This is a genomic window from Myroides odoratimimus, from assembly GCF_030326305.1.
Taxonomy (GTDB): Bacteria; Bacteroidota; Bacteroidia; order Flavobacteriales; family Flavobacteriaceae; genus Flavobacterium; species Flavobacterium odoratimimum_A.
The window spans coordinates 246,512-270,465 of the sequence record NZ_JACAKB010000002.1; the positions used below are offsets into that span (position 1 = coordinate 246,512).

The 23,954-nt window shown below is 34.8% G+C and carries 23 protein-coding genes; 16 read left to right on the plus strand and 7 right to left on the minus strand.

Going from position 1 to position 23,954, the window contains the following annotated elements; all coding sequences use genetic code 11:
* Positions 1-76: 76 nt before the first annotated feature.
* Complete coding sequence (locus HX049_RS02830; protein ID WP_041889457.1) at positions 77-784, minus strand: OmpA family protein; 708 nt, start codon at positions 782-784, stop codon at positions 77-79.
* 29 nt (positions 785-813) lie between these two features.
* The gene (locus HX049_RS02835; protein ID WP_286413877.1) at positions 814-1,272 is read right to left on the minus strand and encodes a lipocalin family protein; all 459 of its coding nucleotides are present in this window, start codon (positions 1,270-1,272) and stop codon (positions 814-816) included.
* A 173-nt stretch (positions 1,273-1,445) separates the two neighbouring features.
* Here HX049_RS02835 and htpG point away from each other — a divergent pair, with 173 nt between their 5' ends.
* Both htpG and HX049_RS02845 read left to right on the plus strand, forming a co-directional pair.
* Complete coding sequence (gene htpG / locus HX049_RS02840) at positions 1,446-3,302, plus strand: molecular chaperone HtpG (RefSeq protein ID WP_286413880.1); 1,857 nt, start codon at positions 1,446-1,448, stop codon at positions 3,300-3,302.
* A 489-nt stretch (positions 3,303-3,791) separates the two neighbouring features.
* Positions 3,792-4,769: an EamA family transporter gene (locus tag HX049_RS02845; protein ID WP_286413883.1), complete on the plus strand. Its 978-nt coding sequence runs from the start codon at positions 3,792-3,794 to the stop codon at positions 4,767-4,769.
* Positions 4,770-4,849: 80 nt separating this feature from the next.
* On the opposite strand, the gene HX049_RS02850 is transcribed toward HX049_RS02845, so the two are convergent.
* Positions 4,850-5,590 (minus strand): YggS family pyridoxal phosphate-dependent enzyme, encoded by a 741-nt coding sequence (locus HX049_RS02850; RefSeq protein ID WP_286413886.1) that lies wholly within the window; start codon positions 5,588-5,590, stop codon positions 4,850-4,852.
* Positions 5,591-5,897: 307 nt separating this feature from the next.
* Here HX049_RS02850 and HX049_RS02855 point away from each other — a divergent pair, with 307 nt between their 5' ends.
* The 5 genes from HX049_RS02855 (at position 5,898) to HX049_RS02875 (ending at position 10,999) form a co-directional block, all read left to right on the plus strand.
* Complete coding sequence (locus tag HX049_RS02855) at positions 5,898-8,624, plus strand: toxin-antitoxin system YwqK family antitoxin (protein ID WP_286413887.1); 2,727 nt, start codon at positions 5,898-5,900, stop codon at positions 8,622-8,624.
* A 162-nt stretch (positions 8,625-8,786) separates the two neighbouring features.
* On the plus strand, positions 8,787-9,071 hold the full coding sequence (locus tag HX049_RS02860) for a DUF2089 family protein (RefSeq protein ID WP_286413889.1): 285 nt from the start codon (positions 8,787-8,789) through the stop codon (positions 9,069-9,071).
* A gap of 20 nt (positions 9,072-9,091) precedes the next feature.
* Positions 9,092-9,679, plus strand: a complete 588-nt coding sequence (locus HX049_RS02865; protein ID WP_286413891.1) for a hypothetical protein — start codon at positions 9,092-9,094, stop codon at positions 9,677-9,679.
* A 23-nt stretch (positions 9,680-9,702) separates the two neighbouring features.
* On the plus strand, positions 9,703-10,614 hold the full coding sequence (locus HX049_RS02870) for an alpha/beta hydrolase (RefSeq protein WP_286413894.1): 912 nt from the start codon (positions 9,703-9,705) through the stop codon (positions 10,612-10,614).
* A gap of 1 nt (position 10,615) precedes the next feature.
* Positions 10,616-10,999, plus strand: a complete 384-nt coding sequence (locus HX049_RS02875; RefSeq protein WP_286413896.1) for a DUF3784 domain-containing protein — start codon at positions 10,616-10,618, stop codon at positions 10,997-10,999.
* Positions 11,000-11,077: 78 nt separating this feature from the next.
* Here the strand turns inward: HX049_RS02875 and HX049_RS02880 are convergent, their stop codons facing one another.
* The 3 genes from HX049_RS02880 to HX049_RS02890 all read right to left on the minus strand — a co-directional run bounded on the left by HX049_RS02880 (position 11,078) and on the right by HX049_RS02890 (position 14,605).
* Entirely contained in the window at positions 11,078-13,276 is a 2,199-nt protein-coding gene (locus tag HX049_RS02880) for a B12-binding domain-containing radical SAM protein (protein ID WP_286413897.1), read from the minus strand.
* A gap of 190 nt (positions 13,277-13,466) precedes the next feature.
* Positions 13,467-13,850 (minus strand): GNAT family N-acetyltransferase, encoded by a 384-nt coding sequence (locus HX049_RS02885; protein WP_286413899.1) that lies wholly within the window; start codon positions 13,848-13,850, stop codon positions 13,467-13,469.
* Between the two features lie 35 nt (positions 13,851-13,885).
* Positions 13,886-14,605: a class I SAM-dependent methyltransferase gene (locus HX049_RS02890; RefSeq protein ID WP_286413902.1), complete on the minus strand. Its 720-nt coding sequence runs from the start codon at positions 14,603-14,605 to the stop codon at positions 13,886-13,888.
* A 152-nt stretch (positions 14,606-14,757) separates the two neighbouring features.
* Here HX049_RS02890 and HX049_RS02895 point away from each other — a divergent pair, with 152 nt between their 5' ends.
* From HX049_RS02895 to HX049_RS02910, 4 genes are all read left to right on the plus strand, one after another.
* Entirely contained in the window at positions 14,758-15,645 is an 888-nt protein-coding gene (locus HX049_RS02895; protein WP_286413904.1) for an AraC family transcriptional regulator, read from the plus strand.
* Between the two features lie 127 nt (positions 15,646-15,772).
* Positions 15,773-17,233, plus strand: a complete 1,461-nt coding sequence (locus HX049_RS02900) for a c-type cytochrome (RefSeq protein WP_286413906.1) — start codon at positions 15,773-15,775, stop codon at positions 17,231-17,233.
* Complete coding sequence (locus HX049_RS02905; RefSeq protein WP_286413907.1) at positions 17,226-18,563, plus strand: c-type cytochrome; 1,338 nt, start codon at positions 17,226-17,228, stop codon at positions 18,561-18,563. Before HX049_RS02900 ends, HX049_RS02905 begins: the two co-directional genes overlap by 8 nt.
* A 7-nt stretch (positions 18,564-18,570) precedes the next feature.
* Complete coding sequence (locus HX049_RS02910; RefSeq protein WP_286413910.1) at positions 18,571-18,738, plus strand: hypothetical protein; 168 nt, start codon at positions 18,571-18,573, stop codon at positions 18,736-18,738.
* A gap of 210 nt (positions 18,739-18,948) precedes the next feature.
* On the opposite strand, the gene HX049_RS02915 is transcribed toward HX049_RS02910, so the two are convergent.
* Positions 18,949-19,386, minus strand: a complete 438-nt coding sequence (locus HX049_RS02915) for a hypothetical protein (RefSeq protein ID WP_286413913.1) — start codon at positions 19,384-19,386, stop codon at positions 18,949-18,951.
* 622 nt (positions 19,387-20,008) lie between these two features.
* On the opposite strand from HX049_RS02915, the gene HX049_RS02920 reads away from it, so the two are divergent.
* From HX049_RS02920 to HX049_RS02940, 5 genes are all read left to right on the plus strand, one after another.
* Entirely contained in the window at positions 20,009-20,311 is a 303-nt protein-coding gene (locus HX049_RS02920) for a hypothetical protein (RefSeq protein ID WP_286413916.1), read from the plus strand.
* 254 nt (positions 20,312-20,565) lie between these two features.
* Entirely contained in the window at positions 20,566-20,880 is a 315-nt protein-coding gene (locus HX049_RS02925) for a hypothetical protein (protein WP_286413919.1), read from the plus strand.
* A gap of 56 nt (positions 20,881-20,936) precedes the next feature.
* The gene (locus tag HX049_RS02930; protein WP_286413921.1) at positions 20,937-21,224 is read left to right on the plus strand and encodes a hypothetical protein; all 288 of its coding nucleotides are present in this window, start codon (positions 20,937-20,939) and stop codon (positions 21,222-21,224) included.
* A gap of 154 nt (positions 21,225-21,378) precedes the next feature.
* Positions 21,379-22,968, plus strand: a complete 1,590-nt coding sequence (bshC, locus tag HX049_RS02935; RefSeq protein WP_286413922.1) for a bacillithiol biosynthesis cysteine-adding enzyme BshC — start codon at positions 21,379-21,381, stop codon at positions 22,966-22,968.
* Between the two features lie 212 nt (positions 22,969-23,180).
* Complete coding sequence (locus tag HX049_RS02940) at positions 23,181-23,945, plus strand: ParA family protein (protein WP_006257090.1); 765 nt, start codon at positions 23,181-23,183, stop codon at positions 23,943-23,945.
* The last annotated feature ends 9 nt before the right edge of the window (positions 23,946-23,954 follow it).

Genomic DNA, 23,954 nt, shown 5'->3' on the forward strand with positions numbered 1-23,954 from the left:
ATATTAATTTTGTTTCAATTATTACCAATAAAAAAGGTTCCTTAAAGGAACCTTTTTTTGTATTATATCCATCTGATTAGTAAGAACCAGACTCGTTATAAGCGTCTCTGATCATTTTATCATTTGCTTTAATCGCAAACTCTACACGTCTATTCTTAGCTTGTCCTTCTTTTGTATCGTTAGAAGCGATAGGATCAGCTACTCCGAAACCATCTGTCTTCATACGATTAGCAGCTACTCCTTTAGATGCTAAATACTGTCTTACAGATGCTGCACGTTTTTTAGATAAGCTTAAGTTATATTCTTCTCTACCAGTATTATCCGTATATCCATATATCTCGATATCTGTATCTTGATTCTCAGGATCTTTAAATACTGTAATTAACTTATCTAAATTATCTTTTGCTCTTTGTGTCAATGTTGAAGAGTTTAAATCAAAGTTTACAGAATTCTCTCCTAACACTAATTTAATTCCTTCCCCTACACGTTCTACTTGAGCACCAGGTACAGTGTTTTCGATTTGACGTGCTTGCTTATCCATCTTGTTTCCGATCACTCCTCCAGCAGCACCACCGATTACACCTCCAAGTACTGCACCTAAAGCACCATTTCCACCTTTGCCGATATTGTTACCTAAGATCCCTCCGATAATAGCTCCACCTGCAGCACCGATAGCAGCACCGCGTTGTGTTTTATTAGAGTTTTTAGCAGCTTCACATCCTGTTAAAGATACTGAAGAGATTAATAATGTTCCTGCTAATATAAATGTGGCTGTTTTTTTCATCTTTTTTATTGTTTTGTTATAAAAGGTAATTAGTTCTTAGTAAAGCGATATGTCACATCATACGATTGTCCACCTGCATAGAATTTATCAACTAATTCAAATGTATTAGCTGTTTGATTCTTTACACGTAGAGAATATCCTGTTGTCACATTTTTAGCTTTGACACCCTCATCGACGAATTTGAATTCGAAGTTACCATTCGGAGTAATAGTCCATTTAAAGTCACTTGCAAAACTAGGACAGTCTCCTCCTTTTGTCAATTCTACTATACCTGTATTATTGTTAGAAACAAACTTCCATTGGCTCCCAATAAAACATTGTGAATCAGCAATATTAAATGAACTCACTTTTACGAACTCACCCCCGATGTGCTTGATATCCGTTAAAGTCCAATTCCCTTTTATCCCTACCTGAGATTTGGTATCCATAGTAGGTTTACACGATGCTACTGCAAGAGCCAGTGCACCAAATAATACTAATTTTTTCATAGATCTTTTATTATTGTTACATTTTTTTTGAACGATACTAATCTCAAAGTTACAAAGAAATAAGTTAACCTTAAGTTTTCTGACAAAGTGACACTCTTTTTGCTTTGGTATCTTTTTTGTCCTAACATCACTGTAAAAATATTAAAAATTCAAATAACATTAAACATACAACTATGACATCTGGAAAAATTAACGTTACAGTGGAGAACATCTTCCCACTTATTAAAAAGTTCCTTTACAGTGATCACGAAATTTTTTTAAGAGAGTTAGTATCTAATGCTACCGATGCAACATTAAAACTAAAACATTTAACTAGTATAGGAGAAGCTAATGTAGAGTACGGAAATCCTATTATCGAAGTTAAAATAGACAAAGAAAATAAAAAACTTCACATCATAGACCAAGGTCTAGGGATGACTAAAGAAGAAGTAGAAAAATACATTAATCAAGTAGCTTTCTCTGGAGCTGAAGAGTTCTTAGAGAAATATAAAGACTCGGCTAAAGACACAGGTATCATCGGACACTTTGGTCTAGGGTTCTACTCTGCTTTTATGGTAGCGGATAAAGTAGAAATCTTCACTAAATCATTTAAAGATGAGCCTGCTGCACATTGGACATGTGATGGTAGCCCAGAGTACACTTTAGAGGCATGCGACAAAACAACTAGAGGTACTGAGATTGTATTACACATTGCGGAGGATTCACTAGACTTCTTAGAAGACTATAAAATCCGTGAATTATTAGTAAAATACAATAAATTCATGCCTGTGCCTATTAAGTTCGGTACACATGAAGAAGGTGAAGGAGAGGATAAAGTAGAAGTAGATACTATTATCAATAACCCTAACCCAGCATGGACAAAACAACCAGCTGATTTAAATGATGAAGATTATAAGAACTTCTATAAAGAGCTATACCCTACTCAATTTGAAGATCCTTTATTCAATATCCACTTAAATGTAGATTATCCATTTAACCTTACAGGTATCTTATACTTCCCTAAGTTAAATGCTGATCTTCAAATGCAAAAAGACAAAATCCAATTATACCAAAACCAAGTATTCGTAACGGATAATGTAGAAGGTATCGTTCCTGACTTTTTGACAATGTTAAAAGGGGTAATCGACTCTCCAGACATCCCATTGAACGTATCTCGTTCTTACCTTCAGGCAGATGGTAATGTGAAGAAGATCTCTAACTATATCACTCGTAAAGTAGCGGATAAGTTAAAATCGTTATTTAACGAAAACAGAGAAGACTTCGAAAGTAAGTGGAATGATATCAAAATCGTACTAGAATACGGTATGTTATCTGAAGAGAAGTTCTACGAAAAAGCTGGAGCATTCATGCTTTACCCTACTGTAGATAATAAATTCTATACATTAGAAGAATTAAAAGAAGCGACTAAAGATAACCAAACTGACAAAGATGGTAATCTAGTAATCTTATATGCTTCTAATAAAGATGCTCAACACAGCTATATCGCAGCTGCACAAGAGAAAGGATACCAAGTATTATTACTAGACTCTCCTATCGTATCTCACTTGATCCAAAAGTTAGAAAGTGATAATGAGAAAACAACTTTCGTACGTGTAGACTCTGACCATATCAATAACTTGATTAAGAAAGAGGATTCTGAAATCTCTAGATTATCTGAAGATGAACAAAAATCATTACAAGAGATCGTAGAGAATATCGTACCTAAGGATAAATATACTGTGAAGCTAGAAGCTATGGACAGCACAGCAGAGCCATTCATCATTACACAGCCTGAGTTTATGCGTCGTATGAAAGAGATGAGCCAGTCAGGTGGTGGAGGTATGTTCGGTATGGGTAACTTCCCTGAGATGTATAACCTAGTGGTGAACACAAACTCTCCTCTAGCATCTAACATCATTAGTAACACTGATGAAACAACTAGAACAGAAAGTATCAAACAAGCAATGGACCTTGCAAAACTATCTCAAGGTTTATTAAAAGGTGAAGAACTTACTGCTTTTGTAAAAAGAAATTTCAACAATCTGAAATAAGATTATAGCACTTCCAGAGAAGCCCATAACATCGCTGTTATGGGCTTTTTTTATTTAATATTAAGGATTACAGTTTTACAATACTCATTTTACATTATCCTCTGCACCTCTTTTTCAACTGTGCTTCTGTTGCTTTTACTTAATTTTAAATGGTTTAGCCCAGACTACATTTCTCCCTTTCCACAGTACAGCCACTACGGTTCTTAATCACTAATCTTTCTATCTCGTTTTATTATACTAGCACATTGCTAGGGGTATTCTTGCACATTCCTTCGATAAAACGGCCTTCTAGGCAAGTAAACTCCAAGGATTCTCCTAGCAAACCCCTAGAAAGTGCAAGCCAAACGAGGTGTAGACAACTTAGAGAAGCCTTAAAACAAGCATTTCTAAATCTACATTTTTAATTCCTAACAGAAGCATCTCGCTAGACATTTGTCCTAGACTGCTGAGAAAAATATGACTACCTTTGCCACGCAAAAAGTAATAAAAATGAAAGAACAAAATACAGCAAAAGGTGTTTTCTTAGTTGCTATCGGAGCGTCTAGTTTCGGTATGTTAGCTTCGTTCGTAAAACTGGCTTATGCACAGGGATATACAACTGCAGAAGTAACATTGTCTCAAGTACTTATTGGATTGATCTGTGTGACCTTAATCAATATGCTTCGCAAGAAGTCTAGTGATGAGCAAAAGGCGACTTCTAAAGATATTAGACAATTAATCTTAGCGGGTACTTCTATGGGATTCACTTCTGTACTATACTATATGGCTGTGAGCTATATCGATGCTTCTATCGCAGTAGTTCTCTTAATGCAGTCTGTGTGGATCGGTATCATATTAGACAGTATTGCGACTAAGACTTTTCCTAATCTACTAAAAATAGTTTCTGTTATCTTAATCTTATCAGGGACAGTACTAGCGACTAATGTATTGTTTAGTGAAATCAAGTTAGATATTAGAGGAGTGATATTTGGTTTTATGGCAGCGTGCTCTTTTGCTACTACGTTATTTGCTTCAGGGCGTATCGCTAATCACTTAGCTGCTCCTAAGCGCAGTATGTTTATGCTATGCGGTGCAGCGACTATCGTATCTATCTTTGTGATCATTACACAGATAGGACCTAATAACTCTGATGCGATGATGAGCTTCTATACGATGTTCTCTGACAATACTTCTGGTATCCGTGATTTTGACTGGAGTATCTTCTATGGATGGGGACTTGTATTAGCCTTATTTGGTACTGTACTGCCTCCGATATTCTTGAATATGGGATTCCCATTGACAGGAGTTGGCCTAGGTAGTATTATCTCTTCATTAGAACTACCTGCGTCAGTAACAGTAGCTTTCTTTGTTCTAAAAGAAGAAGTTATCTTCATTCAATGGATGGGAATATTAATGATACTAGGAGCTATCGTATTGATGAATAGCAACCTATTATTTAAAAAGAAAAAAATTGAGGTAGTGGAATAACCTCCTCATTGTAGTTTTTATATATAATTTTAAAAAGCCTTCTCTTGCTGATCAAGAGAAGGCTTTTTTATTGGATTGAGTTACTTTATACTTTTCTCTTCGTTCCAGTAGTAGCTATCTGGGTAGATACGTTCGCCGAAGATGGCAGTACCTACTCTCACGATGGTAGCCCCCTCTTCTATCGCTATCTCTAGATCATGGCTCATTCCCATAGAGAGTTCTTTCATTTCTACATTAGGCAGTTGTAGTGCTATAGTCTCTTGTTGTACTTTCTTTAATATTTTAAAACAAGGTCGTACTAAACTCTCCTCTGCGCTGAATAACCCGATTGTCATTAGCCCCTTTATATGTAATCGATCATACGTAGCTACTTCTTTTATAAAATCAATAGCTGCTTCTGGTGCTACCCCAAACTTACTGTCTTCATCAGAAGTATTCACTTGGATTAATACATCTATAGTTCTATCATCTCTTTCTAGGAGTTGTTGTAACTTCTCTACTACACTGATGCGGTCTATAGACTCTATGCAAGTCACACCATACTTCAGGATATCTTTAATCTTGTTGGTCTGTAGATGTCCTATAAAATGTCTAGTACAGTTATCTGTACCTATACCTTCATACTTATCCCTTAGTTCTTGTACTTTATTCTCTCCTATCAGAGGATATCCCTCCTCTATAGCCATCTTTATTCTATCTGCATCTACCGTCTTAGTAGCGAGTAGTAGCTGCACCTCATCTCTAGAACGACCACTGTGTACGCATGCTGCTGTAATACGCTTTTCTATACTTGCTAAATTATCCTTTATTCTAGTTTTCATACTTCTCGATTTAAAAAAGGATATCCCAAAGATTGATACTAAGGGATATCATGAACTAAACAACAGTTAGATTTCACTTTAGACTATTATCCATTACTGTTAGTACAAATGTAATATTCCTTTTGATCAAATAGATAACACAGATTTAATAATATAAGCTAGTCCAGATGTTCACTAAGCGACTCGCTGAAAATAGTGATTTTGCGAAACAGAACATAAAATATTGCCAATATGTGAAAATAATAAAAGAGACTTCTTTACTTTTACCATCTATAAAACACAAACAAAACCATTTAAAAAAGAACCTATGATTAAAAAGATTTTCTCATTAGCCATTTTATTCTCTACACCGATGTTCAGTCAGGTAGCACGAGATACTATCTGGGTAGATAGCTATGACTATGTAACAGCTAAAAAGAATGCTGAATCTTTTAAAATTGCAAAAGATATCAAAGGCGAACCTACATTAAAATCAATAGAAGTGTATAATGCGGCTTCTAAAAAAATAGAAAGTAAAGGAAACGGAACTCTTCAAGAAGGAGGACATATTCTATATACAGGAGCTGTAAACTATTATAACAAAGAAGGAAAAATAGACGCTACTTATACTTATGATCAAGATAATATGATCACTAAGGCAGAGACTATAGATCCGCGTAATGGCAATAAATATATATGTACTTATAGCGATAATATGATCCAAGATGGTCAGGCTATCTATAACTGGCAAGGAACGTATATCTATGTAGAAGCTGAGGGAGGTATATATACTCGTTATGAGATTATAAACCCTAAGAATGAAAAGAACTATGTCGCTTATATCTTCGATGAGAATAATTATATCACAGAAGAGAAATACTTCGATGTAAATGGAGAGCTAAAGCAGCAAGCTAATTATAGTGGAGGGACACCTTATGCAGGGTATGTGACTACCTTAGACTACAACAACTTCACGGTACAGTCTATCAGCGAATATAGTGATGGTGTTCTAGTCTCTACTGTAGCTTACTATACAACAGGAAAAGTGAAGAGTAAATCTACAACTGTGGCTAATGTAACAACAGATGTGTACTATGATCAGTCTGGTAAAGAACTAGGTACCTTTACGAGTAAATTAGAAGACGATGGATATTCTACTTATCAGGAAGGAACTAACTACATATTCAATACATATGATAGTCATCCTGATGAAATCTACTCTATCTATACCTATAAACAAAATGTACCTGTAAAGGTAAAAGAATACTATACATTCCCTAAAAAGAATGTAGTGAAGTCTATTACGTATAGCAATGAAGAGAGTTATATCCAGAAAGTAGAATACTTCAATGAAGATGGTAGTTCTAAAGGACAAATCACTTATAACGAGGATGGATATACTCCTAAAGAAGGGACTATGATAGCAGATAATGTAGTCTCTATTTATAAGAATAGCAAATTAGTAGAAAGAACAGAAACGTATGAAAATGGCAAGGTATTCGAGGTTACAAAAAACAATACTTCTGTATACTATGATCAAAAGGGAAAAGAGATAGGTCGTATTGACTTTAAACTAGATCCTATCTATGGTTCGATGTCATATATTACTGGTACTAGATATGTATTATCTAATGATTTAATTTCTACTATTGCTAAGTATGAAAAAGAATTATTAGTATATCAAGCTGATTATGATACAAATACTGATAAAGCAATATTATCAACAGAGTCATACTATTCTAACAATGCGTTAATCAAAGAAGTAGAGTATCATGACAATGGTAAAAAGGCAAAGGTATCTATTTATTCGCCTAACTCATACTCTTATTCTCCTGTAAAAGAAACACATTTCGACAAAGCAGGAAAAGAAATAGGTACGTATGACTATATCTCTCAGACAGGTACTCGTATAGAATTATCTTATGACAAACAAATAACTTCTATAGAGAAATTACAAGGTGGGAACCTTCTTTCTAAAAAGGGATATGCATTAAAAACAGGTAGTAACTCATACGCTACTAACTCTTATTTCTTACAAGCTGATATCGACTATAATAAGCAAGGAAAATTCTATAATGAAAAAGGAGAAGTAATCTCTACAGCTACTTATAAAGATGGTGTTCCTTATGAAGGAACAGTGACTATCATAGACTCGTATTACAAAACAGAAACTGTTTATAAAAACGGACATAAAATAGGCAAAGAGACTATTCAATATTCTAGTGGAGATGAGGTTATCAATATCAACTACTATGATGATAAAGGTGATCTTACTAAAATAGAGTCTTATGAGAACAGTACTCTTAAATCATCTAGTGAGTATAAAGACAATGTGATACACGGTGTCTCTACATACTATGATAGTGAAGGAGAGGTATTATCTACGCTGACTTACAATGAAGGAGTTCCTTATGAAGGAGTATTAACTGAAGCTTCGTATATAAACTACACCACGAAAGGTTTTGAGAATGGAGCGTTAACTTATGTAAAAGTTTACAACGTGGATGATGCTTATTCACCTACGAACTTACTGATGGAAGAGAATTATAGAGCTTCTACTTCATTCGAAAGAACTATCTATAATCCAGAAACAGAAGCTATCGTGTATAAATACAATCTTACAGATAGTGAGCTAGATGGAGCATACCAATACTATGAAAATGGTAAAGTGAAATATCAAGCTACTTTTAAAGAAGGAACATTAGTAGATGGTTCTGTAGGTATAGTAGACTTTAATTATGAGCCATACAACTATTATTCTTCATACGAAGCTTCTCAAGATACTTCTAAGTACACTGTATTAAATAATAAGAAAGGTACTTATACGATCAGTATTCTGAATACTGATGATAATAAAGAAGTATTTAAAATGGAAGCGAAAGTTAAAAAAGGAGATCATAGTTTAAACCCATTGGCTAGTAAAAAAATAAAACTAGAAAACTTATACCCAAACAATGAGTATAATGTAATGTCATACTACAGTAGTCCTTATGACTATGCAGTAGATGCAGCTGCTACTGCTGTAGCAGCGGAGGTGCCTGTACCTGCATACTAAGAGACCTATAATTTCTATAAACAAAAAAAATCCCAAGTATTATACTTGGGATTTTTTTTGTTTATAGAAGTATCATCCCTCTTTATTTTAATCAACTATTTTGATATAAATATTAATTTTATTAAATTAGACTTCAATAAAATGAAACAAACAATTCACATTATGTCAATTAAACCCAAACTACCTATACATTGTCCCAGTTGTGAAAGTGAACTAAAGGTCACTCAGCTATCTTGTGAGCACTGTCAGACTATCGTCAATGGTAACTTCTCTTTGCCCCTACTCTTACAGCTGAGTAAAGAGGAACAGGAGTTTATCTTAGCTTTCTTTTTAAACAGTGGTAGTCTAAAACAAATGGCTTTACAGATGAACATCAGTTACCCTACTGTCCGAAATAAGCTAGATGATATGATAGAACATATCCAACACTTACAGAAAAAAGAATAACTCACTATAAACAAAACCTTATGACACTCAAAAACTACATTCTTAAACCATTTGAAACAATTCAGGAAAAAACACTATTATGGATTGGAATAAGCACAATCTTAATCAGTTCACTATTTGCTTACTTAACTCATGCTCGTTTTGATGGAGTAATAGATATGCATGTTGGAAGTAAAGTATTATGGTATCAACCTTTACTTGACAACATTGTCAATACCTTGTGCTTAACTTTATTTCTTTATCTGCTCTCATTATTACAACCTACGAAAACACGGATTATAGATCTACTAAATGTTAGTTTAATAGCGCGTATTCCCATTTACTTTACTTTGATTACAAATATTGGAGGTGTTAATCAAGAAACTGGCGAATATATCATTGCTAACATCGACAATCCAGCTGCAATTTCAAATTTGCCTATGATTAATTTAATTGTACTTGGTGTAGGATCGCTTTTGTTTTTTGGGGCACTTATCTTTATTGGAATCTTAATTTACAAAGGCTATAAAACTGCTACGAATACTAAAAAGATCTCCCATCTAATTCTTCTAATTCCTGCCGTACTAATTGCAGAAATAGTATCTAAACTGATAGTATACAAATATTAGTCATTAACCAACACAACAACACTATGAAAAAACTATTAACTGCACTTATCGTATGCTTTGCTACGTCATTTAGCTTTGCACAAACAGCTGTTCAGATAGACAGTGAAATTGATGGTGACTTATACCTAGCTAATAAAGACAGTAAACAACTTGCCATTATAATAGCAGGCTCTGGTCCAACTAATAAGAACGGGAACAGCCCTGCAGGGGTAAATGCGAACTCGTATAAGTATCTTGCTCAAGGGCTAAAAGAGAATGGTATCAACACCTTCACGTATAACAAAAGGATGTTTGCTCAAATGAAGAACCAGACGATAAATGAGGCAGATATTAAGTTTGAAGACAATGTGAATGACTTAAATATAGTTATTGATTATTTCAAAAAAGAATATCCTAGTATTATCTTGATCGGACACAGTGAAGGAGCCATGGTAGCAACATTGGCTAGTCAAGACAATAGTACTGTATCTAAGCTTATCTCACTACAAGGGCCAGGAGAGACAATAGATAAAACACTGTATAAACAGATAACAGCGCAAGCACCTTTCTTTGCGAAATCAATAGAAGACATTCATTCTAAACTTAGAAAAGGCGAAATAGTAGATAGCATCCCTCCTATGCTACAAAGCTTATATCGCACTTCTGTTCAGCCTTACCTTATCTCTTGGATGAAGTACGATCCTACTGTAGAACTTAAAAAAGTAAAACAACCGATCTTAATCTTACAAGGGGATAAGGACTTACAGGTCAAGACAGATCAGGGAGACAACTTAAAACAAGCTGTACCTGCTGCAACTCTTGTGACAATAAAAGGAATGAATCATGTACTAAAAACAGTTGTAAAAGAGGATGAGAACTTAGCATTATACAAGAAGCCTGATGTGCCTCTTCACACTGAACTAGTACCTACTATTGTTAACTTTATAAAGAAATAATATGACCGTATATTTTGTTATCGCTATTATGTATATAGGAATTAGTTTTCTTCTAACACATACTAATGCTGACAGTATATTAGCAGGTTACAATACATTATCAGAAGAGCGCAAAAAGCTTTATGACATCACCTCTACTGTTAATATAATTAACCGCACAGTCCGCTGTACGGGTATAGTATTAGCTCTTTTAGGAATAGTCTTCTATTTTATTGATGTATCAGAGTTTATACATTTTATCATACTTATTTTCAGTGTACTCCCATTATTGATTTCAAATATTTATGCGAGATTAAAGTATTCTACAGATCCTATGCGCTGGTATGAATGGCTACTATACTTCATTACTTTATTTGTCTGTGTTATTTTACCTTTTATTAGTTAAAAAAATAAAGGCTTGTTTAATAATACATTCTAAACAACTATAACTAAAAAAGCCTCGCAAATGCGAGGCTTTCTATATCTAAAGCACTAGTAGTGCCATATCTTTTAATGCTTGTGCTGGTTTAGAATACCAGAATGGTTCAAAGTCTTCATTCGTAAACTCCTCAAAGCTCTTTTTCATTTCTTGATAAGTCATCGTCTGAGAAGCTTTCTCCTTCAAAGTCTCCACAAAATGTACAAACCAATCTCCTACCACTCTATCTACATCTACACCTATCGTCTCTTTTTTAGTATAGAAAACCAATTGTGCCATTTCAAACACTCTGTTCTTTTTCTTCTTTTCGAAGTACTCAATATAAGGGAATGTCCCTAACCATACGACTTTCTGATTCGGTTTACACACTGTTAGTGGTTCGTCATTAAGACAAGTAAAAATATAATCAGGCGATATACTTGTACGAGGTACTTTAAAATCAAACCATTCATGTAATGGCATATCAAAGCACATCCCATGCATAAAGTTAAACAGTGACTTCTTCAGTCCAAAAGAGAACTTATCATGTATCGCTCCATTCATTTCTACGTGCGGTACATCGTTATTGGCGAATGTCCCCATCTCTGCATGTACACGTTCTACCTTGTATTCCTCTGGGTTCATACCTACTGGTGAATGAGCAGTCATCGCAAACTGATGCCAAAAGCCCGATTGCATTACTCCTGCTTCAAACAACTGACGCACCATCTCAAGGCTGTCTATTGTCTCTTGTGCCGTTTGTGTTGGGAAACCATACATCAGATAAGCATGCACTAAGATACCAGCCTCCGTAAAGTTTCTATTCACACGGGCTACTTGCTCTACCGTAACTCCCTTATCTATTAATTTTAATAATCGATCTGAGGCTACCTCTAATCCTCCTGATACTGCCACACATCCTGAAGCTTTTAATAATAAGCACAAGTCTTTCGTAAAGCTCTTCTCAAAGCGGATGTTCGTCCACCAAGATACTGTTAGCTTACGTCTGATGATTTCTAACGCTACCTCACGCATTAGTGCTGGCGGTGCTGCCTCATCGACAAAGTGAAAGCCTGTCTCTCCCGTCTGCTCAATTAACGTCTGCATACGGTCTACAATCTGCTTAGCCGCTATTGGTTCATATACCTTGATATAGTCTAAACTAATATCACAGAAAGTACACTTACCCCAATAACATCCATGCGCCATCGTTAGTTTGTTCCATCGTCCATCACTCCACATACGATGCATTGGATTCACAACTTCAATCACAGAGATGTACTCTGTCAGCAGTAAGTCTGAATAATCAGGAGTACCTACCTCAGCTTGTTTATAGTCACGCTTCAGCGGATTATTGACATACACTACCTCACCATCTTTAGCAATGAGTGTACGCTTTAACTCCTCTTGTGCTATCTTTCCTTCTACATAGAGAATCAAGTTCTCCAGTGGAGCCTCTCCATCATCTAAAGTGATAAAATCAAAGAACTCAAATACACGTACATCTTTTAAAGAGCGCAACTCAGTATTAGGAAACCCTCCTCCCATCGTGATTTTGATATGAGGATAGTTCTTCTTAATGTATTGAGCACATCTAAAACTACTGTATAAATTACCTGGAAAGGGTACAGAGAATCCCATTATTTTAGGATTAGTCTTATCTATTAGCTGTTGTAATAAATCAAGGGTAATCTCATCGATATAAGTCAAAGGTTGATGTAGCGCATCATACATCTCATCAAACGTATGAGCAGAACGACCTAATCGCTCCGCATATCTACTAAACCCAAAGTTGGTATCTACTGTTTCAACAATGAGATCAGACAAGTCCTCTAAATACAGTGTAGATAGGTGTTTCGCCTTATCTTGTATTCCCATTGTACCGAATGCCCATTCTAATTCTTCTAGTTGTTCAAAGCGAGATGCCCTAGGAAGATAATCCTCTTGTACGATAGCATGTGCTAATGTAGAGTTCTTTCCTTGTAAGAAAGCAATAACAGCATCGATAGTAGAGATATAATCCTCCTCTAAAGCAAGAATACGATGTATATTAGGAGATACTTCTTCTATGTGTTCATGTACATAATCAAACAAGTCTATCAATCCTTGTTTACTAAACAATTTCAATATAACCTCTATTCCCAAATCAGCCTGATAACTGTCAATATTCAAAGTATTCAAGAATCCCTTGATGTAAGCAGTTGCTGGATAAGGTGTGTTTAACTGGGTAAACGGTGGAGTTATAAAAGCAATTGTTGTATTCACTATATCTAATTTTGGAGTGCAAAGATACTACTATTCAACCGAGTAAAAAACTGTATATGATATGCATTACTTCTTATTTAATCAACATTTAACAAACTATAAAACAACACATTACACAGTACTAAAAGTTCTTACCTCTTTTTCAGAGAACACTACATCAACACCTTACGCAGATATATCTTAGAATACCCTAACGGATAATCCTTCTCTTCTGCGAAAATCTCATATCCCAAAGATTGATAAAAGTCAGAAGCTTGAAACGAAAAAGTATTAAGTGATTATACTTACAGTTGCGTTCTATAGCTACCTGCTCTGCTGCTAACATGAGTTTCTTACCAAGGCCTTGTCCTCTATGACTCTCTTTCACCGCAAGGTTCTGTATCTCTAACGTTCCCCATAAAGAACGCCCCAATAACCCGCCTATCACCTCTCCTTCTTCCACTAAAGTAATCTCTAATGCCTCATTGATACAAGCCACTAAATGTTCCGTATGACTTACATTATAAGAAGATAAGATCTCCTTAATCGCCATCGCATTATGATCATCTACCTCTGTAGTTATCTTTATTTCCATAACTTATTACTTCTAAAATCCACTTGCTATTCCCGCTATTCTAATTTCTTATATCCACTAAATCCTGTTGCACAACCAAAGAAATAAGAATGCTTTTTAACATGTAGCCCTACTGACTCAAAATATTGTGCACTCTTACTCGCATCTTTAAACTTATTCGTATATCTCCACAGCATCTTATATTCATTAATACCTCCCAACAATAAAGCCCCTAATACAGGAACAATACCCCCTAAATAAAAACCAAATAACAACTTGAGTATACGATTTTTAGGCTCGGAAACTTCTATAAAAGCAAACTGCCCATTAGGTTTGAGTATTCTTTCTACTTCCTTAGCTAATACCTGTATTTGCTCTTCATTAAATGTCTTTAACCCAAAAGCACAAGTAACATAGTCATAGTGTTCTGAAGGCAAGCTACTCACTAATACATTCTGATGAAGTAGATCGACACCTCCCATATACTCAGTCTCATTTTTCTGCTCTGCTCTTTTAATCATCTCATCGCTATAGTCTAAGGCAGATAGTTTAGCCTGTGGAAACTTTCTCTTTATAACACCCCACATTTCCCCTATACCTGTCATAAGGTCTATTACTTCTACTTTTTCGGGTGTAGGTTTTAACTCTTTGATCAACTGCTTTCGCCAACGAATAGAGAATCCAAATGAAGTAATATAATTTATCCGTTCATAAGAACCACTCATCTGATTGAACATACTTTTTATATATTCTGGATTATAATTATTCTGACTCATTTGACATGGATTATAGACTTTAAATATGTTTATACATAAACGACAATATCACTCCTAAAGTACTAAATCTAAATCACATCATAACTTATTTCTATTCAATTACCATTTAAAGAATTTAACATATTCCTATCTTTGCCTAAAATATTAGAAATATGGAGAACAATAGTATTCCAATTTACAACATCTGTAACCTACTTGACAATAACAATATATCCCAAGACTGTGTGGTATATCGCTTAGAAGAGTATATTTCTAATAGACCGAATATGGTGTCTGCTCCTCATAGACATGCATTCTATCAAATTCTATTTGTAGCAGAAGGGAAGGGAATACACTCTATTGATTTTGAGAAATTCTCTATTGAGGAGAAATGTTTATTTTATCTCAACCCTTCACAAGTACACAAATGGGAATTCGAACCTGGTACAAAAGGGTTTCTTATCAATTTCAATGATAACTTTCTACGTACATTCTTAGTTAACCCGAATTATCTAAAGGAGTTTACCTTCTTCGGAGGGAATGCTCTGTACTCTAAGTTCTCTTGTGAGAAGTGCTATGAGACACTACACACTAAGTTCGAAAAGATGTATTATGCCTCCTTAGAGAACCAACCCTTACAGAAAGACTATATCAAAGTATTAATGTTAGAACTGTTCTTAGAGACACAACTATTCTTAGTCAAGAAAGTATTTGAGCCTGAAGAACCTAATGAGACTAAGGGTGCGCACTTCATTATCAAGAATTTTGAAAAGCTCGTAGAAGATCATTTTATAGAAAAAAGATTACCTGGAGAATATGCCGATATGCTTCACATCACTCCTAATCACCTCAACTCTTTATGCAAAAAAGTAGTAGGAATAACAGCAGGTGAAGTTATCCGTAATAGAGTGATCTTAGAATGTAAACGATTATTGGTCAATGCCGATTTATCGATTACAGAAATCTCTTATGAACTCGACTTTAAGAACAATGCTTACTTCTCTCGTTTCTTTAAAAAGAACACAGGGCTATCCCCTGAAGAATTCAGAAAACAGAACTAAGAATTGATTACTTAAATACAATTCGCTTTTATCACACTATTCTAAATTGATTAGTGTAAATATCACCACGTTTAGTGTAATATATTTCAGTAGGTAGGGTTCTAACTTTGCTGAAAAATAATACATTATGGATTTCCCTCTATTTCATTTAGACTGGTTGAACGATCGTTTCCTCATTGCGATGATAGCGATTATTCACGTATTTATAAACCATGGGCTAGCCGTTGGGTTCTTGCCCTATATTACATTATTAGAACAACAAGGAGTAGTCAAAAGTGGACCAGAAGACATTACTGATCTTGCCTGGGATAAGATGGTACACCGTATGATGATGGTCGGCTTTGTGATCACAACCACGATGGGAGCGATGACAGGAGTCGGTATATGGTTCTCAGCAGCACTAATTAGTCCTAATTCTATCGGTAGTTTAATCCGCGTTTTCTACTGGGGATGGTTTACAGAATGGATTGTATTCGTATTAGAAGTAGTTTTTATCATGATTTATTTCTTAACCTGGAAGAACTCTAATAAATCTCTACGTGCTAAACAACGCCATATCCGATTCGGTTGGTTCCTTTCTGGATTCTCATGGCTGACTATGGCTATTATCGTAGCGATATTAGGATTTATGATGGATCCTGGTAACTGGATACAAGAACAATCTTTAGTAAGTGCATTAACTAACCCTATTTACTTACCTCAGCTATTATTTAGAACACCAACTGCTATGGTCGTAGCAGGAGCATTTGGTTTCTTACTGATTATGTTATTTACTAAGAAGTCTAGTGCGATCAGACCTACAGCTCTTAAGACTACAGCTATATGGGTATTACTATGGTTACCGCTATCTATTCTAGCTTCTATTTATTACTATAACGTGATACCTGATGCGATGACTGCTAATATGAGTACAGCGGTAGGTACTATGGACTTTGCTAAATACTATGATTTATTAAAATACATTATACTTATAGCGACAAGTTCATTAGCATTATTAGCAATCTGGACATTGTGGAAACCTAAGAAAGTCAATCTTATCATTGTGATTATTCCTTTTGTACTATCGCTTGGTTTCTTAGGAATATTTGAACGTGTACGAGAATTTATCCGTAAGCCTTATGTCATTGGTAACTATATGTACTCTAACCTGATCAGAGAAGAAGACTATCCTCTGCTACAGCGAGACGGTATACTGAAGCACTCTACTTATACCTCTATCACAGAGATTACAGAAGAGAATAAACTAGAAGCTGGTAAAGATGTGTTTATGATAGCGTGTTCTAGATGTCATACTAGTCAGGGAATTAACTCTATCATATTCGTCTTCGAAAAAATGTATGGAATAGGAAAGCCTTTAGATATCAACTCTATGAAAGCGTATATACCTAATATGCACAACGGTAGAACCTATATGCCTCCTTATCCAGGTAACGAAGAAGAGCTTGATGCCTTAGCACATTATATTTTCTATTTACAACAGAGTGGTGCGACACTAGAGGGGGCACAGAGTGCTGGAGCACATCTCAACCCTACTCACTCTGTAGAACACTTTATAGAACAAAAATTAAACAATAACAAAGATGAATAATACTCCATTACCTAAAGATATACCCTTAGACTTACCATTACCAGAGTGGCTACTAGTTATTCTATTAGTAGTTTCATTCTTAGCACATATTGTGTTTGTAAACTTAATGGTAGGAGGTTCTATAGCTACGCTATGGGCAGAAATAAAAGGACTTAAAAACAAAGAATACGATGTACTGGCACAAGAAATAGCTGCGACAATAACAGTAAACAAATCATTAGCTGTAGTACTTGGGGTAGCTCCCCTACTGAGTATTAATGCTCTGTACACGATCTATTTTTACACAGCTAACTCCTTGACAGGGATTATGTGGATATTGATTATCCCTATGGTAGCGATTGTTTTCCTATTGACCTACTTACACAAGTACACTTGGGAAGCCATGGCAAATATGAAATTGTTACACATATCTATCAATGCCTTGGCAGTGATTATGTTCTTATTCATTCCCTTAATCTTCTTAGTGAATATTAATCTGATGTTATTCCCTGAAAAATGGATGAGCGTAAGAGGATTCTTATCCGCTTTAGCACTGCCAAATGTATTCCCGAGATACTTCCATTTTATCTGTGCATCACTAGCCCTGACAGGTCTATTTATCACTTGGTATATGGGACGTAAGAACTATCCTTTTGAAGATTACTTTAAAGTATTCACCAGAGCGAAGGTTAAACGCCTTGGATATCAGTTAGCGTTAGGAGCATCTGTAGCTCAGTTCTTATTTGGTCCTATCGTGATGGCTACTTTACCTGCCAAAGGATTTAGTTGGGCCATGATGGGAGTGATCTTATCTGGTGTAGCAGTCGCAGTATATGCTGTGTACTATATGATCAAAACACTAAGAGGTACAGATGACCAACTAGACAGATACTTCAGAAGAATAGTGATCTCTATGGGGATTGTAGTCGTATTCATGGGAAGTGGCCGTCATGTCTATAGAGCCAATGCCATTAATCCACACCGAGAACTGATGGCTCAAAAGACAGCCGAATTTGAACAAGCATCCAAAGAAGCAAGAGAACAAGCTGCTAATGCACAAGAAGAAGAAAAACAAGCGATAGCAACTGCCGAAGCTTCTGGTGATAATACAGCTAAGGGTAAAGCAGTATTTAATAGCTACTGTGCTGCCTGTCATAAAGAGAAGACACCACTAGTAGGACCTCCTGTGACAGAAATGCAAGAAATATATGCAGACAATAAAACGGATCTAATCAAGTGGATTAAGTCTCCAGGTAAGAAACGCCCTGATGCACCACAGATGCCTCCATTCCCTCAGATCAATGATACGGATATGGAAGATCTGACTCAATATATCTTAAACATTAAATAAGAAGATTATGATTATTACGATATCACTATTTCTCATCTTAGCCATCCTGATCGTCTCAGGTGTTATCATTTCTAAGGTGATTAAAATCTACCTCTACTCTTCTAAGAATAAGGAGATGTGGAAAAAAGAAATTAAAGAAGAAAAAGACTATCAGTTTATAAAAGGTCTTTACTAACTCAGTGTTCTCCCCAGCACTTCGCACATTGTATCCCTCATTAGTAGATAAGTATTGTATTTCCTGTAAGGTGATCTATTATTGTCATATCAAGAGAATGCTCCCAAAACTCTCTTTTTTATAGATTACTTACATCACTGTTCCCAATACCTTATCTATTCTAATGGGGGATATTTTTATTCCCTCCACTTCAGGTTACAACTCTGTTATTTACTTCTCAGACCATTTTATCAATTCCTCTTTGGCATCATATACAGACTGTGCATACCATGCGTAGATATTCATAATCATATATCTTTCTATGCTTCCATCTGTATTCTTCATAGATACCATGATAAGGTGAATACGTCCAAGATTATACTTTTTGACGTTGACTAACTGCTTAGCTGTATAGTGTTTCTCACTTCTAAAATACTTTTTGAGTACCAGCTTATCTTCCCTTACATAAGCAGTACAGAGGTATATAACTTGACTCACTGTTATACATGTAACTAACACCGTAATTACATACTTTATAATCACAAACCAATAATCTCCAACATCATGACTGATTGTAGCAATACTACAAAACAGAATGGTCAACAATATATTTAGTATCAGATGTCCTAATGAATACTGATAGGACAATCTCTTTTCTTGTGCAATCATCTAGTTAAAGAGTTTAATTATTTCAAAGAAAAGATTTTAACCTCTATAAATAAAATTTTCTAGCCGTATACTAGATCAAATAACTATAAACTTGGCATAATTAGCTATAATCGGGGATAAGAAAACACCTACTCTATCGCCAAAAATTATGTTCAAATAAGATATCGTCCATTAACAAAATCATTTAAATACAATCTCTCAATATCCATAAACTTCCACCTCCAACTATTCTGTTATTAAAAAGATTATTACGATAGTAATATTATGGGCAAGTGATACCATAGTGGTCGCATTAAAATTGGCTAAAATTATGCGACCACTATCCCATCACTATGCGACCACTATGCGATCAGTCAAATTAGGATTTGTCTCATCCTACTATAACTGTACACTTGTTGTTCATAACCCTGATTTTAACTGTAGACTTGTTTATGCTTTTTATTCTTAAAAAAATAAAGTACTTTTTTAACTAATATAATTCTTTTAAAATAAAGTACTTTTAACCAGGGTAATTCAATTACTAAAATGAATTTTATAACACCATATCAACCTTTATAATAGGCCTCTTACAAAATCGAGTTCAATAACAAGCAATATGTTCAACAACAAATACATCTTCTAAATGATAAAGTTACTTATAGAAAAACATAAAGGTATCATCACGTATGACTCCTTATCTCATTTAAATTTTAATGATTCTCCTGCTGAGGTAATAGATGAGTTAAAAGAAGATTTGCTTCAAGCAGAGTTTGGTAACCAGATCACACTTGATATTGGCTGGTATCCAGAGTTTGATATCCATGGACATTTTAGCGTACAAGTTATTGCTAACTACAACTGGGAAGCACCCCTGTATAAAGAGAACTGTAAGTCCTTTGCCTGTTTAGAAGAGAGCGTGCTCCATGCCCTTCAATACTGTCTATAAGTGTACACTATGCAACAACAAGATATACTATTAGCCACGATACCTGCTTTCTTTTTGCCTTCATATTAGATATCATTTTAATAGAATTGAGTCTATTACTACTTATAGCCCCACTTTTTTAAATATACTTATAAATACTTCCCTCTTCATTTCTAGACAAACTTTTGCTAATTCCTTTTTCCTTTGCCTCAGAAATAGACTATCTTTATTTCTTCTAGTAAATACCTGAACATAGAAGAGATAAACTGAATCTAATGAATAATAAAGAGAGTGGTTGGCTAAATGATCTATTTCTACAGCTATTAATTATTTTGCCAGAACTACCTGGTTTACTAATAATAGGAATTGGACTATTGCTACGCTATTGGGCAAAGAAAGGAGATGCATGGATGTATGAAACAGGAGGACCCGGTGTATTTAGTAATATCACTTGGATATACAACACTTTCGGTGAGAAAGCTGCAAAAGCACAGAATCTACTAATAGCATGGGCACTAATCTTTGTGGGTTTTCTCTTTGTCTTAATTGGATTTTTTCTGCGCTTTGCTATGCATGGAGGCCTTGATTAATCTGAGCTATAGACTACAAAATTTAAAACACCTAAAAACACCTAAAGTACAATATCATGAAACAACAAGATATACTATTAGCCATGATACCCGCTTTCTTGGGTGTCATAGACCATCATATCAGAGCTATCGCTTATGACTATACAGAAGATACAATCTCTCTATATATTTACACAAGTACTGCCCCTACAGAAGAGAATTATGAGGCTATAGATATCGCTGTCACAGAGATAATGGCTTCTCTGCCTCAGCTCCTATATCAGCATATAGAGATTGTACAGCACACAGCTCCTATTAGAGAACTTAACTGTTATAAAGGATGGTCCTTTGTAAGGAAAGAATAACGTTCTATACCTTATTCTCGATTCATTTATTGATAGATTAGTCTTAATAGTCTTCTACTCTGTTTCCTTTTTTAAATTAAACTTTAATCTTTAAACAACGTTAAACCTTCATTTAAAAACTGATTATTGTTTAAATTAGCAAAAAATAAACACTATGCCTTTAGACAAAATTACGTTTCAGAACGCGGGCTATTTTTCAAAACTAATGGTAGATTACCTTAATCAAGAGGCTAATCTAAAACACTTATATAATCACTTTCCTACTATAGAAAACTTTAAACAACAGTTAGACGAGAAGCGTGCTAACTATCCGATAGAACACAGAAGTGTACTCTGTCAGGCGTTGTTAAGTCAATATAAAAACACAAAGACTTCTGAGAAGACTTTAGAACATATAAATGCATTAGCGAAAGAAAACACATTTACAGTTACGACTGGACACCAGTTAAACTTATTTACGGGTCCGTTATACTTCTTGTACAAGATTATATCGGTTATTAATTTAGCCAAAGAACTGAAAACTAAGTATCCCAACGAAAACTTTGTCCCAGTATACTGGATGGCAACAGAAGATCACGACTTCGAAGAAATTAATCACTTCGTATTTGAAGAAAAAGTGATTTGCTGGAACAAAGAGAGCAAAGGACCAGTAGGGCGGTTAAGTACTGAAGGACTGGATAAAGTATATGAAGTATTCCAATCTCATATAGGAGTAGGTAGTAATGCTACCTATATAAAAGAACTATTTGAAAATGCTTATCTCAAACATGACAATCTAACAGATGCTACACGTTACTTAGCAAATGAACTATTCGCAGAGTATGGACTGGTAATTATAGATGGTGATGACGCAGAATTAAAAAAATTATTTGCTCCTCATATTAAAGAAGAATTACTTCATCAGAGTGCTATCAAAGAAGTTGAAAAAAGCTATGATACACTATCAGAATACTTCATACAAGTGAATCCTCGTGATATCAACTTATTCTATATACAGGATAATCTTAGAGAAAGAATTATCTATGAAGATGAGGTATATAAGGTAAATAATACGTCGATCATCTTCACTAAAGAAGCAATATTAACAGAACTAGAGAATCACCCTGAATGCTTTAGTCCTAATGTGATACTGAGACCGTTATATCAAGAAGTAATATTGCCTAACCTATGCTATACTGGAGGTGGAGGAGAATTAGCATATTGGTTAGAGCTGAAGAAAGTGTTTGATTTACACAATATCACTTTCCCTATGCTATTACTGAGAAATTCAGTATTATTAGCAACTTCTAAACAAGTAGAGAAAATGGATAAACTAGAGCTCTCTTGGAAAGATATGTTCATGAAACAAAGTCTCTTAATCAATGCGAAAACGAAAGAATTCTCTTCTATTCAATTTGATTTTGAACAGCAACGTCGATTCTTAGAAGAGCAGTTTAAAACATTAAAAGAAATAGCTTTACAAACAGATAAATCGTTTATCGGAGCGGTGAATGCTCAGAAAGTTAAACAACTAAAAGGGTTAGACAATTTAGAGAAAAGACTGCGTATCGCTGAGAAAAGAAATCACGCTGACAAGCTAGAGCGCATTACATTATTACAGAATGAATTATTCCCTAATAATAGTCTACAAGAGCGCATCACAAACTTCTCTGTATATTACAAAGAATATGGTGATCATCTGATCAAAACTCTATTAACACAACTAGAGCCGTTAAATCATGAATTTGACATCGTCATTTTATAATACAAAGCAAAAACTAGTATATTAACTATTACATAGACATATTTAGATTAAAACAAACATATTAGTGAATAAATGCCATTTATAACACAGATGGCATTTATTTTTATAAGATATTGAATTTTAATGTTTTTAGGGAAATGTTGATAAATAAGATTTCGTAGAGTCGCAAATAATCGTATTTTTACCAATTATAAAAACATTCTTTTGGTAAAATGGGTAAAATCATTGCTATTGCTAATCAAAAAGGTGGTGTAGGAAAAACTACAACATCAGTTAATCTTGCTGCTTCATTAGGAGCACTAGAGAAAAAAGTACTTATCATAGACGCAGATCCTCAGGCCAATGCTTCCTCAGGATTAGGAATCGATGTAGACTCAGTAGAGATCGGTACTTATGAAATATTAGAGCACAGTAATACGCCAGAAGAAGCGATTGTGGAATGTACAGCTCCGAATGTATATCTAATCCCCGCCCACATTGACTTAGTGGCTATTGAAATTGAGTTGGTGGATAAACCAAACCGAGAATACATGCTTAAAGAAGCGCTTAAATCTGTCAAAGATAAGTTTGATTATATAATCATCGACTGTGCTCCTTCTTTAGGTCTACTTACATTAAATGCGTTGACAGCTGCAGATTCTGTAGCAATACCAATTCAATGTGAGTACTTTGCATTAGAAGGTCTTGGTAAATTATTAAACACAATTAAAAGTGTTCAAAAAATACACAATCCAAATTTAGATATTGAAGGGTTGTTATTGACTATGTACGACTCTCGCTTACGCTTGTCTAATCAAGTGGTAGAGGAAGTACAGAAACATTTTAACGATATGGTATTCGATACTATTATCCAACGAAATGTAAAATTAAGTGAAGCACCTAGCTTTGGTGAGAGTATCATTAACTATGATGCTACAAGTAAAGGAGCTACAAATTACATCAATCTAGCAGAAGAGATTATTCGAAAAAATAGTTAGATTTCTCTA